The organism is Falsirhodobacter algicola (assembly GCF_018279165.1).
GTDB classification, from domain to species: Bacteria; Pseudomonadota; Alphaproteobacteria; order Rhodobacterales; family Rhodobacteraceae; genus Falsirhodobacter; species Falsirhodobacter algicola.
The window spans coordinates 265,808-280,596 of the sequence record NZ_CP047289.1 but is presented as its reverse complement, the minus strand read 5'-3'; the positions used below and the strand labels follow the sequence as shown (position 1 = coordinate 280,596).

The window sequence follows — 14,789 nt, the reverse complement described above, 5'->3', positions numbered from 1 at the left end:
AACATGCGCAAGGCGGGTGCGGCGGGGGCGGAAGCGCCGCCGCTGGACGATCTGTTCAACGAACCCGATGACGGCATGGGCCCGGGGCTGGATCTGCCGCCCCCGCCCACCGGCAAGCGCCGCGAAGGCGTGCGCCCCGAAGAGATCGCGGCCGTGGAGGCCGAGAACCTGACCGCGCGCCAATTGCGCATGGCCCGCCGCATGGCGCTGAAGCAAGGCATCGCCGCCTCTTCGGACCCGGAGGCGGTCGTGCTGCTGCGCCGCAAGGGGATCGACCCGTTCCAGCGTACGACGGTGATGGATCTCGTCGTCCCCCGCGAGAGCGAGGGGGAAAACGGCGAGAACGTCCAACTTCCCCAGCGCATCAAACCGATCAGCGTGCCCTCCACCGAACAGCGGGCCGAGGAAAGCCACCTGTCGGATCTGATCCGCATCCAGCGCGACATCGCCCGCCGCCGCCGCCGCAAGCTGATCATGCTGGCACTGCGCCTTGCGGTCTTCGTGCTGCTGCCGACCTTCGTCGTCGGCTGGTATTATTTCCGCGTCGCGACCCCGATGTACGAGGCCCATTCCGAATTCGTGATCCAGCAGGCGATGGCGCCGCAGGCCGCGTCGGGCGGCGGCGGCCTTCTGACCACCAGTTCGGCCGGGCTGATGGGCGTCGCGCAGGATTCGATCGCCGTTCAGGGCTATCTTCAATCGCGCGAGGCGATGCTGCGCCTGAACAACGATCTGAACTTCGCCGGAAAGTTTGTGGGCGATCATATCGACGCCCTTCAGCGCCTGCCCGACGACGCCACCACCGAAGCAATCTATGGCGTTTATAAGGACAATGTGCAGATCGCCTACGATCCGACCGAAGGCATCGTGAAGATGGACGTGACGGCGGACGATCCCCATGTCGCGGTCGCCTTCTCCAACGCGCTGATCGGCTATGCCGAGGAGCAGGTGGATCAACTGACCCAGCGGATGCGGGCCGACCAGATGGCCGGGGCGCAGGCGGGATACGAAAAGGCCGAGGCGAACATGCTGGCCGCCAACCAGAAGCTGGTGGACCTGCAGGAACGCTTCAGCGTCCTCTCCTCCGATATGGAGGTGAGCCTCGTGACCTCGCAGATCGGCACGTTGCAAAGCCAGATCCTCGAGGACCGCCTGTCGCTGGCGCAGATCGAATCGAACCCCACCCCGAACGAGGCCCGCGCCGAACCGCTGCGCGAGCGCATCGACCGGATGCAGCAGCAGATCGCGGACCTGCGCGGCCAGCTGACCAGCAGCACCGCCAACGATCCGTCCATCGCGCGCCTTCAAAGCGAATTGCTGGTCGCCCAGTCCGACATCGAGATGCGCCAGACCCTTCTGGCCCAGTCGCTGGAGGCGATGGAGGCCGCACGGGTGGAAGCCACGCGCCAGACGCGGTACCTGTCCCGTTCGGTCAACCCCACCCCGCCGGATGAGGCCACCTATCCGCGCGCCTTCGAAAACACCCTCGTGGCTTTGCTGATCTTTTTGGGTATCTACCTGATGATCTCCATGACCGCCGCGATCCTGCGCGAGCAGGTCTCGTCATAAGGAACAGGAATGAAACGCGTTTCCATCGGCAATCTCGTCACCGCCAACGACCTGCCGCTTCTGCTCATCTCCGGGCCGTGCCAGCTCGAAAGCCTCGATCATGCGCAGATGATCGCCGGCCGCATGGCCGAGATCTGCAAGGCGGCGGGCGCGCAATATGTCTTCAAGGCCAGCTACGACAAGGCCAACCGCACCTCGCTGAAGGGGCGCCGCGGCATGGGGATCGAGGCGGGCCTGAAGGTGCTCGAAGCGATCCGCGCCACCGGCCTGCCGGTCTTGACCGATGTGCACGATGCGGGGCAAGCGCGCGAGGCGGCGAGCGTCGTGGATGTGATCCAGATTCCGGCCTTCCTCTGCCGCCAGACGGACCTGCTGCTTGCCGCCGGTGAGACGGGCGCGGTGGTCAACATCAAGAAGGGCCAGTTCCTCGCGCCGTGGGACATGGCCAATGTCGCCGAGAAGGTCGCCTCCACCGGGAACGAGCGCATCCTGCTGACCGAGCGCGGCACCTCCTTTGGCTACAACGCCCTCGTCGCGGATATGCGCGGCCTGCCGACCATGGCGCGCACCGGCTATCCGGTCATCATGGACGCGACCCATTCGGTGCAACAGCCGGGCGGCCTCGGCGGCGCCTCGGGTGGGCAGCGCGAATTTGCGCCGGTGATGGCGCGTGCGGCGGTCAGCCTTGGGATTGCGGGCGTCTTCATCGAAACGCACGAAGACCCGGACAATGCCCCGTCGGACGGGCCGAACATGATCCGCCTCGATCAGATGCAGGCGCTGGTGGAAAGCCTGATGGCCTTCGACGGGCTGGCGAAGGCCGATCCGCTGCGCGTCTGATCCACGTAGATGCACCCGCCCCCGTGGCGGGTGCGATCCCTGCGCAAGACATGCGAAAACGCCCATTGGGCGGCGGTATTCTGAAAGCGGAAGATTTGGGTGGTGCCCAGAGCCGGGATCGAACCAGCGACACACGGATTTTCAATCCGTTGCTCTACCAACTGAGCTATCTGGGCAACCTTGTGCAGGTCTGTTCTGCGTTGGTGGCGCACGTTTACGGCAGCCCGCCGACCGTGTCCAGAGGGTTCTTCGCAAAAATATCACGCCCTTTGCGAAGAACCCTTTGCCCCCGTCAAAGGGGCGGAAAACCGAACAGCGCCTCGGGCGTCGTGACCAGCGCCTGATGCCGCGCATCGTCCGAAGGCAGCCATGACAGCACCGTATCCGTCAGCGCCCGGTCGTCGGGATAATCGGCGGTGGTGCGGGCCTGATTGTGCGGCCAGTTGCTGCCCCAGACGATGCGATCGGGCGCATGGGCGGCGATCTCGCGGGCGATGGCGGCCACGTCGGCGTAATCCGGCGGGCCGCTCCGACTCCACTCATACGCGCCGGCGAACTTGATCCAGCAATTGCCGCGATCGATCAGGCGCTTCATCGCCTCCACCTCCGCCCGCCCGACCCCGCTCAGGAACTTGCCGTGATGATCCAGAACCCAGCGGCTGCGCAATGCGGCCAGCCGATCCTCCTGCGCCGAAATCTGGCTGCCGTCGAACTGCACGATCGTCACCCAGCCGGCATCATGGGCGCGTGCGTCCACCCCCTCCAGCGCGGCAAGGCCCACCGCACCGCCCGCCAGATCCATGATGCGCGCGCCGACGACGCCCGCCGCATCCAGCCGCGCGATCTCCGCCTCCTCCGTATCCGGGTGGATGACGGCCACGCCGCGCGCCACCTCCCCCATCTCGGCCAGACAGGCCAGCAGGTTCGCATTGTCCGATTGATGCGCATTGCCTTGGGTGATCACCACCCGGTCGATCCCGATCCAGCGCATGAAGCGCCGATATTGATCCGCATCGGGCAAGGCCCCCAGCGGCAGCGGCGGGCCGCCCGGCTGCGCCTCGTATCCCGGCAGATACATGTGCATGTGGGAATCGATCGTGCCATGGGGCAGGACGGTCTGCGGCGCGGGGCCGGACAGGGTGCGGATCATGTCCATGCGGACCTCCTGAGGGTTCGGCGTCACGCGGCGGCGCGCGTGCGGCGATAAGGTTCGATCAACCGGGCAAGCTCGCGCTCCTCCTCGGCGGTGAGGTCGGTCAGGGGCGCACGCACCGCACCGGCAGCGAAGCCCTGAAGCCGCACCCCCGCCTTGATGGCCGCCACCGCATAACCCTGACACCGATTGCGCAGCGCCATGAAGGGATAGAAGAACGCGTTCAGCATCTGCTCGCAAGCCCCCCGATCACCGCGCCGCAGCGCCGCATGAAACTCCATCGCCAATTGGGGCACGAAATTGAACACCGCCGAGGAATAGGTCGTGACCCCTGCCCCCAGATAGGCCTCGGCGTAGAGTTCGGCCGTGGGCATTCCGCCCAGATAGGTCAGCCGGTCCCCCATCTTCGCCGTGATCTGCCGCACGAGGCCGATATCGCCGGTGCCGTCCTTGAACCCGATCAGGTTCGGACAATCGTCGCACAAGCGCGCCAGCGTGTCCGGCGTCAGCACCAGCCGGTCGCGGTTGTAGACCATGATCCCGATCTCCACCGCGTCGCACACGGCGCGGACATGGCGATACAGCCCCTCCTGCGGGGCTTCGGTTAGGTAGTGGGGCAGCAGCAAAAGCCCGCTCGCCCCTGCCTCTTGGGCCGCGCGGGCCATCTGCACCGCCATGGCGGTGCCATAGCCGCAGCCCGCCACGATGCCGGTACCGCCCGCCGCATCCACGGCGGTGGAGACGATGGCCGGGATCTCGTCCGGGGTCAGGCTGAAGAATTCCCCCGTGCCGCCTGCCGCGAACAGAACCGGCGCGCCGAAGCCCGACAGCCAATCCACATGCGCGGCATAGCTGTCGGGGGCGAAGCGGCCCGCCGCGTCGAAATGGGTCACCGGAAAGGACAGAAGCCCCGATCCGAGCGCGGTCTTCAGCGTCTGCACATCCATGGCGGCGATCCTTTCATTGCTGGGATCAGCCTATCAGGTCATCATACCTGTGAACAAGAATGCGTGACAACTAGCCGCGCAGCAGCGCCCGGTAGCGGTCCTGCGCGCCGCGCAGATGCACCCGCATCCCCGCCCGCGCACCGGCCTCGTCGCCGGCGAGGATCGCGGTCACGATGCGGTCATGCTCGGCCTGAAGCTGCTCCAGATAGGCGCGGGGGGCGGGTTCGTCATTGGCCCGTACGGCGCGACGCGGAATCACCTGCGCGCCCAGAAGGGCCAGAAACTCGGTGAAGCGGGGGTTGTTCGTCGCCTCGGCGATGGCAAGGTGCAGATCGTAATCGACGGCCGAGGTCGGGGCATCGGCCTCGATCGCCTCGGCCACGGCGCGGAAGGCTTCCACGATCCGCTCCTCCTGCTGGGCCGAGCGGCGCAGCGCGGCAAGGCCCGCGGCCTCCACCTCGACGGCGGTGCGCAGTTCCAGCATCTCGATCATCGAAGACAGGCGCACATAGTCGATGTTCTGGAACGGCGCGGGTTCCGGCACCGGCGGTTCCAGCACGAAGACGCCGGCCCCCTGACGCGCCTCCACCAGCCGGTCGGCGCGCAGGGCGGCCACGGCTTCGCGCACGACGGTGCGGCTGACGCCATGCATCTCGGTCAGCTTCGCCTCGGACGGCAGGCGATCTCCGGGCTTCAGGCGGCCCTCGACGATGTCGGCGCGCAGCATCTCCCCGACACGGGCCACGAGGTTGCCGGCCCGCGGGCGAAGTGGAGTGGTGGTCATGGTTCGGTCCTTCGTATGTCCGCCCATCCTATAGGATGACGCACCAATTGCCAAACCGCCGACCCCCGGCGCCATGGGACAAATGGGCGCGGGTCAGAACGTCGTCAGACCGAGTTCTGTGATGACCGCATCGAGGGGCTGATCCGTCACCTCCACCGGCACGGCGGGCCATTGCTGCGCGGCAAAGGCAAAGCCCACCGCCACCACCGGGCCGCGCTGGCGCAGCCGTTCCAGCGTCCGGTCGTAGAAGCCGCCGCCATAGCCGAGGCGATAGCCGCTGGCGTCGAAGGCGACGAGCGGCACGATCACCACCTCCGGCTCCAGCCAGTCGCCGGTGGCGGGGATCATCACACCAAAGGGGCCGTGCTCCAGCGGGGTGTCCTGCGTCCAGCGGCGAAACCGCAGGGGCAGACCGGCGGCCTCGATCACCGGCACGCAGACGGGGCCGTCATGGGCGGCCATCGCGGCGCGGGGGTCGATCTCGGTGCGCAGCGGCAGGTATCCGGCCAGCACGCGCCCCGCATGGGGGGCGAGCCAGTCGGCCAGATGCGCCGCCGCCGCGCCCTGCCCCGCGCCATGGGCGATGCCCCGCGCCGCCAGCGCCTGATGGCGAAGCTCGGCCTTCACAGCAGCATCACCGTCGCAAGCCCGAGGAAGGAGAAGAAGCCGACCACATCCGTCAGCGTCATCACGAACGTCCCCGAGGCCAGCGCCGGGTCCAGCCGCAGCTTTTGCAGCGTCAGCGGCACGATCACCCCCGCCAGCGCCGCCACGGCAAGGTTGATGATCATCGCAAGGGCGATCACCACGCCCAGCATCACGGTGCCGCCATAGAGCGTCACCCCCAGCGCCCCCATCACCACCGCAAAGAAGAGCCCGTTCACCAGCCCCACCGCCACCTCGCGCCGCACGACCCGCGCCGCGTTGGAACTGGTCAGATCGCGCGTCGCCAGTGCCCGCACCGCCACCGTCAGCGATTGCGTGCCCGCATTGCCCCCCATGGAGGCGATGATCGGCATCAGCGCCGCCAGCGCCACGATGATGGCGATCGTCCCCTCGAACTGCGAGATGACCCATGCCGAGATGTTCGCCGTTCCAAGGTTCACCAGCAGCCACGGCGTGCGCTGGCGCAGCGTTTCCACCACGCCATCGGAAATGGAGCTGTCATCACCGACACCGGCAAGGCGCAGGATGTCCTCCTCGTGCTCTTCGTCGAGCACGTTCATGGCGTCGTCGATGGTGATGACGCCCACCAGCCGCCCGTCGTCATCCACCACGGGGGCGGAGATCAGGTGATACTGGTTGAACTGATAGGCGACATCGGATTCGGGATCTGCGGGATGGAAGGTGCGGAAGCTGTCCTCGGCCAGATCGCGCAATTGCCCGTCGCGCCGCGACGACAGAACCCGCCCCAGCGTGACGTAGGACAGCGGCTTCATCCGCGGATCGACCAGTATGACATGATAGAACTGATCGGGCAGGTATTCGGCCTCGCGCAGGAAGTCGATCGCCTCGCCCACGGTCCAGTGTTCGGGGGCGACCACCGCCTCGCGCTGCATCAGACGGCCCGCCGAATATTCGGGATAGGTCAGCGCCTTTTCCACCGCCGCCCGGTCGGCCCGGTTCAGCGCGCCGAGGATGATCTCCTGCTGCGGCAGTTCCAGATCCTGAACGATGTCCACCACATCGTCGGTGTCCAGTTCGCGCACCGCATCGGCCAGAACCTCGGGGGCCATCGTGTCGATGACCTCTTCGCGGATGCCTTCGCGGATCTCGGACAGCACCTCGCCATCGAGGCCCTGCCACAGCGTCAGAAGCGCGTGGCGTTCCTCGGGGCTGATCTGCTCCAGAAGGTCGGCGATGTCGGCGGGGTGCAGCGGCTCCAGAAGCTGCGTGAGGCGCGACCCCTCCGCCTGATCCACCGCGTCCAGAATGTCCTGAACGAGGCGTTCGTTGAGGCCCTCATCCTCGCGCTCTTCGGATTCTGCCATGCTGCCTCGCGTGTTCTGGTCTTTGCGGCGATACTCTGCGTTTCCCCGGCGAGAAAGAGGGTTTAGTGTGACATCACGGTAAAGCGAGAGACGTAATGGATATTCTTCTGGGCCAAGTGCTGCGATTCGACGGCGATCCCTTTGCGGGGGGCCGCGCGCATATCGACGAAGCCGTGGCCATCGACGGGGGCCGCATCAAGGCCGTCGGCCCCGCGGACCGGCTGCGCGCCGAATGGCCGGAGGCCCGCGTGACCGATCACGGTCGGTGCCTGATCTCGGCCGGGTTCGTGGACGCGCATGTGCATTATCCGCAGACGGCGATCATCGCCAGCTGGGGCAAGCGTCTGATCGACTGGCTGGAAAGCTACACCTTCCCCGAAGAAATGCGCTTCTCCGATCCCGCCTATGCCGACGAGATCGCGGGTCGTTACCTCGATCTGGCGCTGGCCAATGGCACGACCACGGTCTGCACCTATGCCACGATCCACCCCGAAAGCGTGGAGGCGATCTTCCGCGCCGGGCAGGATCGGGGCCTGCGCCTCTATGCCGGCAAGACCTGCATGGACCGCAACGCCCCCGAAGGGCTGCGCGACACCGCGCAATCGGCCTATGACGATTCGCTGCGCCTTCTGGACGATTGGCATGGCGTGGACCGGCTGTCCTATGTCATCACGCCGCGCTTCTCCCCGACCTCGACGCCGGAGCAGCTGGCCGCCCTCGGTGCGCTGTGGCGGGAACGGCCGGACTGCCTGATGCAGACGCATCTGTCCGAACAGACCGACGAGATCGAATGGGTGCGCGAGCTGTTCCCCCAGTCGCGCGACTATCTCGACACCTACGAGGCGCAGGGCCTGCTGCGCGAGGGGGCGGTCTTCGGCCATGCCATCCACCTGACGGACCGCGAACGCGCGCGGCTCATCGAAGCGGGGGCCTCGGTGGTGCATTGCCCGACCTCCAACACGTTCATCGGTTCGGGCCTCTTCGATATGGGGCTGGCACGGCAGATGCGGGTGGGGCTGGCCACCGATACGGGCGGCGGGTCCAGCTTCTCCATGCTGCGCACGATGGCGGCGGCCTACGAGATCGGGCAGCTGCGCCGCGATCCGCTGCATCCGTCGCAGCTGTGGTGGCTGGCGACGGCCGGATCGGCCCGCGCGCTGCGGGCCGAGGACCGGGTCGGCAACATCGCCCCGGAGATGGAGGCCGATCTCGTGGTGATCGACCTCGCCTCCACCCCCGCGATCGAACAGGCCACCCGCCGCGCCGAGGACATCTGGCAGGCCGTCTTCCCCACCATCATGATGGGCGACGACCGTGCCATCCGCGCCGTCTGGACGAACGGAACCCTCAGATCGGGTTGTCGCAGCGGATCGTGACCAGCGCGGTGCCCTTCACCGTCTGCTGCCAGCGCAGGTTGACGAGGTTGCTCTTGGTCCCCTTCGTCGCCTCCGCCCAGCAGCAGGGCGCCTGCGTCGCGCCTTCGGCCGTCGTGACGGCACCCTGCGCCACCACCGCCGGCACGTTGCGCGCCCAAGATGCAAAGGGCAGATAGCCCGAGGCATCGACCTGCCATGTGCTGGCGGCGGTGTTCTGTTCATGCGTCACGGTCACGGGGTTCGCGGTGGCCTGCGTGATGCCGTTGAAGGTGTTCGCCTCGAAGACGACGTTGCGGAAACGCCCGTAATCCAGCTTGGCAAAGCTTTCGTCCACCGCTTCCACCCGGTCCACGGTGGCGTTGATGGTGCGGAAGGCGTTGCCCGTCACGCTCAGCCCGCTGATGAACTGCCCGGTGCCGCGCGGCGTCACCACCAGCCAGCGGAACGAGGCCCCCACCCCGTTGGCGGTGAAGATGTTGCCCGTGACCGTCAGCCCCCCGAACGAGAATTCATCCTCGTAATCGGGTTCGGGATCATGCTCGTTCGTCCATTCGATGAAGTTGTTGTCGATGTAGTTGCCGGTGAACAGCACCTTCACGTTCTTCTCGGTCAGCACGACCCCGGCGCGGCGCACGCCCGACGGCTCGTCGTCGCCGTGGAAGAAGTGGTTGCCGATGAACATGTGCCCCGTGCCCTTCATCACCGCGAAATGGGCGAATTTCACGACGCGGTTGTTGCGCAGCTTGGTGTCGTTGGAATTGACGTTGAGGGCGATGGTGGTGCGGTCCTGCACCTTGTCGCTCTGCTCGTTCGACAGGAACTGGCACTGATCCACCATCAGCCCCTGACATCCCGTCCCGATGGAGGTGATGCCCCGGTCCTTGGGCTTGTTGATCACGCAATCGGCGATGCGGAACACGGTGCCTGCGGGCGGCAGCAGGATGGCGCTGGCGATGCCGTCGCATTGCAGCTCCATATCCGTGATCTCGAATTTCGACATCTTCTCGAACCCCGAGAAGTCGAGCATGTAGCGGAACCGCTCGAAGGTGAAGGTGCGGGTGCCGCCGACCGATCCGGGCGGCAGGTTCAACTCCACCGTGCCCGCGCCGACATTGACGGCGCGCACATAGATTTCGCGCGGGACGTTGTTGCCGGTGACGCGCGCGCCGACCGGGATTTCGGCCACGTTGGCGACGTTGGTCAGCCGGTAGGGATCGCTGGTGGAATAGGTCGCCGAGGAGGTGACCTTCTTGGCCTCCCACGCGGTGCCGTCCTTGGCGCTGAGCTGGCCATTGGCCAGAACGCGGCGCTGCTCGAAGCGGTTGGTCCCGGCCAGCGCCGCGACATCCAGCGGCTCGGTCACATCGACGCGGCGCCCCGACAGATCGAGCGTGACATGCCCGGTATAGGAGAAGATGGCCTGCAACGCGCGGCGCAGCCCCTCCAGCGGATCGCCGAAGGCGGCGGTGTAGGTGTCGAGATCGAAGTTGCGCGTGCACGCAAGGCGCAGCGACGCGCCCATCTTCACCTGCCCCTCGAAGAAGACGGGGCTGTTCAGCGTGACATGCGAAGCCAGCTTGTAGGTGCCGGCCGATACGAAGATCCGCCGCGCGCCCGCCGCCGCCGCATCCGCCGCCGCGAAGGCCGCCGCGTCATCGGTCGTCCCATCGCCCAGCGCGCCGTAATCGCGCACATCCACCAAATCGAGCATGTCGCGCAGGAAGACGGCGGTCACATCCTCCACGGTGATGTCGTCGATGCGCACCACGCCGCCCGACGCGCCGGTCAGATCTAGACCCAGATGGGCATAGACCGGCTCCGTCCCCCACGCCATGTCCACGCCCGAGCGGTTGCCCGATCCGATGATGGCCGACACCTCCACCACCTCGCCATAGCGCGACAGGGTCACTTCCGGCCCGGTCAGCGGCACCTTCACCGCCTTGCCCTTGCTGTTGCCGGCATAGGCGGCGATGCGCACCGTCGGGAACGCCCCCGAGACGCATTTCACCTTGGCGCGGACCTGAAGATACAGGCCCGGCTGGAACGGGATCTGCTGGAAGCAGCGCAGCTTCTGCACGGAATCGAGCTTCAGGAGTTCCAGACAGCCGGCGAAATCCTGATCCGCCGCGACGGTGGCGGCGTTGGACTGGCCGGCATAGCTGCCCTGCCCCGGCTCGCCATCCTCGCGCGACCATAGGTCCAGCCCGGCCGAAAAGGCCGGGGGCATCAGGACCAGACCTTCGGTAATCGCCTTGTTCATCGCAATCCTCACCTCGCTTGGGGTTGCGGGCAGGATTACCAACGAAACGTTAAGGCCCCCGCACGCCACCGTGCGGAGGGCAACGCGGCATCAGGCCGCGAGTTCACCGCGCAAGGCCTGCTCCATCAGGGCGATCGTCTCCGCGACGCCGTAAAGCGCGATGAACCCGCCGAAGCGCGGCCCTTCGGACGCGCCGAGCAGCACCTCGTAGAGCGCCTTGAACCAGTCGCGCAGCGGCTCGAACCCGTGATCCTTGCCGACGGCGAAGACCATCGTCTGAAGCGCCTCGGCGTCGAGCCCGCCCTCCCAGCCGCGCAGACGAGTAAGCAGATCCTCCATCGCGGCGCGTTCCTGATCGGTCGGCAGGCGGAAGCGGCGCGTGGGCGCGACGAAATCGTGGAAGTAGCGCACGGCGAAGCCCGCCGCGGCATCCAGATCGGGGTTCCCCTCGGGCGAGGCGTCGGGCGCGTAGTTCTGGATGAAGCCCCAGAGCACGTCCTTGTCCTTGGCCGCCGACACGGAGGCAAGATTCAGCAGCATGGCAAAGGGCACCACCATCCGCGATTCCGGCGGATTGCCGTTGTGGATGTGCCAGACCGGGTTGTCGATGCGCTTGGCTTCGTCCTGCGTGGCATAGGCGCGCAGCTGCTGGTGGTATTCGTCCACCGCCTTCGGGATCACGTCGAAATGCATCCGCTTCGCCGTCTTCGGCTTGAGATACATGAAATAGGCAAGGCTCTCGGTCGAGGCATAGGTCAGCCATTCGTCGATGGTCAGGCCGTTGCCCTTGGATTTGGAGATCTTCTCGCCATTGGCGTCGAGGAACAGCTCATAGGTGAAATGCTCCGGCTTGCGCCCGCCGAGGATCTCGCAGATGCGGTCGTAGATCGGCGTGTTGGTGGAATGGTCCTTGCCGTACATCTCGAAATCGACGTCGAGCGCGGCCCAGCGCGCGCCGAAATCGGGCTTCCACTGAAGCTTCACGTTGCCGCCGGTGACGGGCAGCGTGGTTTCGGTGCCGTCCTCGTCGTCGAAGGTGATGGTGCCGTCCTTGGCGTTCACGTCGCGGATCGGGACATAAAGGACGCGGCCCGTGGTGGGGCTGATCGGCAGGAAGATGGAATAGGTCGCGCTGCGCTCTTCGCGCAGGCTGGCCAGCATCACCTTCATCAGATCGTCATACCGCTCGCAGGCGCGCAGCAGGATCTGATCGAACCGGCCCGAACGGTAGAAATCGGTGGCCGAGTAGAATTCGTAATCGAAGCCGAACGTATCGAGGAAGCGGCGCAGCATGGCGTTGTTGTGATCGCCGAAGCTGTCGTATTCGCCGAAGGGATCGGGGACCGAGGTCAGCGGGCGCTGCAGATTCTCGCGCAGCATGTCCTGCTGGGGCACGTTGTCGGGCACCTTGCGCATGCCGTCCAGATCGTCCGAGAAACAGATCAGCCGGGTCGGGATGTCGCAGATCGCCTCGAAGGCGCGGCGGATCATGGTGGTGCGCGCCACCTCGCCGAAGGTGCCGATATGGGGCAGCCCCGAGGGGCCGTAGCCCGTCTCGAAGAGCACATAGCCCTTCTCCGGCGCCTTACCACCGACGCGTTTCAGAATCCGGCGAGCCTCCTCGAAGGGCCAGGCTTTGGAATTCATCGCGGCGTCCTGCAGGGCCGTCATGGGCACATCTCCCTTTTCTGCGGCACCTTGCCGCTGCGCTTCGTCTATTGCCGCCACACTGGCTCGTCAATAATCTGGGGCAAAAGAAGGACGCGACCATGGACGACACCCTCCCCTCCCTCTCGCAGCAGGATGCGCTGGTGGCGCTGATGATCGCGGTGTCCGCCTCGCATGGGGCGGTGGAAACGTCGGAACTGGTCGCGATCCAGCAGATGCTGAATCATCTGCCGGTCTTTGCCGATTACGACATCAACCGCCTTGGCCATGTTGCGCGCACGGTGTTCGACCTGTTCAACGAAGAGGACGGTCTGGATGCGCTGTTCGCGCTGGTGCGCACGGCCCTTGAGGAACGTCTGCACGAAACGGCCTATGCGCTGGCCTGCGACGTCGCGGCGGCGGATGGCCACCTCTATCAGACCGAACTGCGCCTGCTGGAGGAGATCCGCGAAGAGCTGCGGATCGACCGCCTGCACGCCGCCGCGATCGAGCGCGGCGCCCGCGCGCGGCACATGCGGGGCTAGGATGGGAACGCTCGACGATACGATCTTCCTGATCCGCGGTCAGCAGATGGACGTGGTGGCGCGCCACACCGCCGCCGCGCTGGAGGCTGCGGGCGCGCGCCGTATCGTCGCCGTGATGGATGAACGCGCGGGGCCAGCGGATACCGCGCCCTATCCCAAGGTCAGCATTGGGGCGGATACGCCCGCCGCGCTCGGCCTGCCCATACTGCCCGAGCATTGGGGCTGGTTCTGCGGGGATATCTGCTATTACGCGGCCCGGCAGGTTTATCCCGATGCGGCCTATTACTGCCTGATCGAATCCGACGTCGCGATGCCCGGCCAATCCGCGAGCGCCTTTCTGAAAGGTCTGGATGGCGTGGATGCGGACCTTCTGGCGGTCGATCTGGGACCGAAAGACGAGCCTCAGAGATTCTCGCGGCAACTGACCCGACTTCACCTCGATCCGACTTGGGGCTGCATCCTACCTGTCACCCGCGCTTCGGCGGCGGCCGTGAAAGTCATGCATAAGCTTCGCCGCGTTTCGTCCCGGCGCGGCTTCCAACGGCTGAACGACGAAGGCGTCTTGTGCGGTGCGGCGCAGCACCCCGACCTGTCCTTCTTGTCACTCGACGAAATAATGCCGGATGTTTTCGGCCACGAGGATTTCAACACCAATCCCCCGCATCTTGCCGAGGCCATTCTGCCCCGTGTCAGAACGTCGCAGGCGATCCATCCTGTGGTGACTCTTGTTAATGTTTTGGAAAGGATTGCGAAGGGGAACAAAAATTACTTCCCGTATCGACTGAGAAAGATTCTCGAGGAAGCGTCCCCTGATCAGCAGGAGGCGATCGCCTCCGCCCTGAGGGATGTTGATGCAAAACGCGAAAGCGAGACCGACTGAACCGCTGCGGCTGTTCTGGTGGAATGTGACGCCCAACTTCGGGGATACGCTTGGCCGGGATATCATCGGGCATGTCGCGCGCAGGCCCGTGGTCTGGTCCAAGGAACGGAATGCCGACCTCATCTCCGTTGGCAGCATCATGTGGAACGCGCGCAAGGGCACGATGAAGCGGGATGCGCGCCGCGCGCCCCTCGTGGTCTGGGGAACCGGCTGCATGAAGTTTCTCGAAAGCGATTGGGTTGCCGGGGCGCATGTCGCGGCGGTGCGCGGGCCCGGCACGGCCGGGATCCTCGGGCTGCCGCCCGTTGCCTTCGGCGATCCGGGACTTCTGGCCCGCCATTGGATCGGCGAGGTGGAGCGCGGCGAGCAGGTCGGCATCGTGCCGCACCATTCCCAAGCGGACGATCCCTGCTGGCACGAGATGTTCGCGGGCGATCCCCGCGTCACGATCATCGACCCGCGCGAGGACGATTCCGCCTCCGTCATCCGCCAGATCGCGGCGTGCCGTCACATCTTCTCGCAGAGCCTGCACGGGCTGATCATCGCGGATTCCTACGGCATCCCGAACAATCTGATCGTGCCGGCCGGGATCCATGCCTCGGCGTGGTTCAAGTTCTACGATTATGCCGCCGGGATTCACCGGCAGCTCCGCGATGTCGTGTCGCTGGACGGGCTACAGGACGCGGTGGACGGTGCCCGCCGCAACGCGCCCCTGCCCTACGCCGCTGCGATCGAGGATGCGTGCGCGGCGCTGCTGGCCGCGTTCCCCGCACATCTCGTCGCACGCCCGTCCTAGG

Annotated in this window: 13 protein-coding genes and 1 tRNA gene; 6 read left to right on the top strand and 8 right to left on the bottom strand. The window is 66.2% G+C overall.

Features of this window, described 5'->3' with window-relative positions; translation table 11 throughout:
* Window positions 1-3 precede the first annotated feature (3 nt).
* Both GR316_RS01455 and kdsA read left to right on the top strand, forming a co-directional pair.
* Window positions 4-1,569, top strand: coding sequence for a capsule biosynthesis protein (locus tag GR316_RS01455; protein WP_249218789.1), 1,566 nt, complete (start codon window positions 4-6; stop codon window positions 1,567-1,569).
* A gap of 9 nt (window positions 1,570-1,578) precedes the next feature.
* A complete protein-coding gene (gene kdsA / locus GR316_RS01450) occupies window positions 1,579-2,409 on the top strand; it encodes a 3-deoxy-8-phosphooctulonate synthase (RefSeq protein ID WP_211784305.1) in 831 nt (276 codons plus the stop codon).
* Between the two features lie 100 nt (window positions 2,410-2,509).
* Here kdsA and GR316_RS01445 read toward each other — a convergent pair.
* The 6 genes from GR316_RS01445 to mgtE all read right to left on the bottom strand — a co-directional run bounded on the left by GR316_RS01445 (window position 2,510) and on the right by mgtE (window position 7,284).
* A tRNA-Phe gene (locus GR316_RS01445) sits at window positions 2,510-2,585 on the bottom strand.
* A 116-nt stretch (window positions 2,586-2,701) separates the two neighbouring features.
* Complete coding sequence (locus GR316_RS01440; protein WP_249218788.1) at window positions 2,702-3,565, bottom strand: amidohydrolase family protein; 864 nt, start codon at window positions 3,563-3,565, stop codon at window positions 2,702-2,704.
* 23 nt (window positions 3,566-3,588) lie between these two features.
* The gene (kdgD, locus tag GR316_RS01435; protein ID WP_211784304.1) at window positions 3,589-4,509 is read right to left on the bottom strand and encodes a 5-dehydro-4-deoxyglucarate dehydratase; all 921 of its coding nucleotides are present in this window, start codon (window positions 4,507-4,509) and stop codon (window positions 3,589-3,591) included.
* A gap of 70 nt (window positions 4,510-4,579) precedes the next feature.
* Window positions 4,580-5,293 carry a FadR/GntR family transcriptional regulator gene (locus GR316_RS01430; RefSeq protein ID WP_211784303.1) on the bottom strand — a complete coding sequence of 238 codons (714 nt, stop codon included), beginning with the start codon at window positions 5,291-5,293 and terminating at the stop codon, window positions 4,580-4,582.
* 93 nt (window positions 5,294-5,386) lie between these two features.
* A complete protein-coding gene (locus GR316_RS01425) occupies window positions 5,387-5,920 on the bottom strand; it encodes a 5-formyltetrahydrofolate cyclo-ligase (protein WP_211784302.1) in 534 nt (177 codons plus the stop codon).
* Window positions 5,917-7,284 (bottom strand): magnesium transporter, encoded by a 1,368-nt coding sequence (mgtE, locus tag GR316_RS01420; RefSeq protein WP_211784301.1) that lies wholly within the window; start codon window positions 7,282-7,284, stop codon window positions 5,917-5,919. Before mgtE ends, GR316_RS01425 begins: the two co-directional genes overlap by 4 nt.
* A 95-nt stretch (window positions 7,285-7,379) precedes the next feature.
* Between mgtE and guaD the strand changes: the two genes are divergently transcribed.
* A complete protein-coding gene (gene guaD, locus GR316_RS01415) occupies window positions 7,380-8,660 on the top strand; it encodes a guanine deaminase (protein WP_211784300.1) in 1,281 nt (426 codons plus the stop codon).
* On the opposite strand, the gene GR316_RS01410 is transcribed toward guaD, so the two are convergent.
* Together GR316_RS01410 and GR316_RS01405 are read right to left on the bottom strand one after the other, a co-directional pair.
* Window positions 8,632-10,920, bottom strand: coding sequence for a glycosyl hydrolase family 28-related protein (locus GR316_RS01410; RefSeq protein WP_211784299.1), 2,289 nt, complete (start codon window positions 10,918-10,920; stop codon window positions 8,632-8,634). The two genes, guaD and GR316_RS01410, sit on opposite strands and share 29 nt — an antisense overlap.
* Window positions 10,921-11,010: 90 nt before the next feature.
* Window positions 11,011-12,591, bottom strand: a complete 1,581-nt coding sequence (locus GR316_RS01405) for a lysine--tRNA ligase (protein WP_211784298.1) — start codon at window positions 12,589-12,591, stop codon at window positions 11,011-11,013.
* Window positions 12,592-12,689: 98 nt separating this feature from the next.
* Here GR316_RS01405 and GR316_RS01400 point away from each other — a divergent pair, with 98 nt between their 5' ends.
* The 3 genes from GR316_RS01400 to GR316_RS01390 are packed head-to-tail and all read left to right on the top strand — an operon-like array spanning window position 12,690 to window position 14,788.
* Window positions 12,690-13,112, top strand: coding sequence for a tellurite resistance TerB family protein (locus GR316_RS01400; RefSeq protein ID WP_211784297.1), 423 nt, complete (start codon window positions 12,690-12,692; stop codon window positions 13,110-13,112).
* 1 nt (window position 13,113) lies between these two features.
* A complete protein-coding gene (locus GR316_RS01395) occupies window positions 13,114-13,992 on the top strand; it encodes a hypothetical protein (protein ID WP_211784296.1) in 879 nt (292 codons plus the stop codon).
* Entirely contained in the window at window positions 13,964-14,788 is an 825-nt protein-coding gene (locus tag GR316_RS01390; RefSeq protein WP_211784295.1) for a polysaccharide pyruvyl transferase family protein, read from the top strand. The genes GR316_RS01395 and GR316_RS01390 overlap by 29 nt, the downstream gene beginning before the upstream one ends.
* Window position 14,789: the final 1 nt, after the last annotated feature.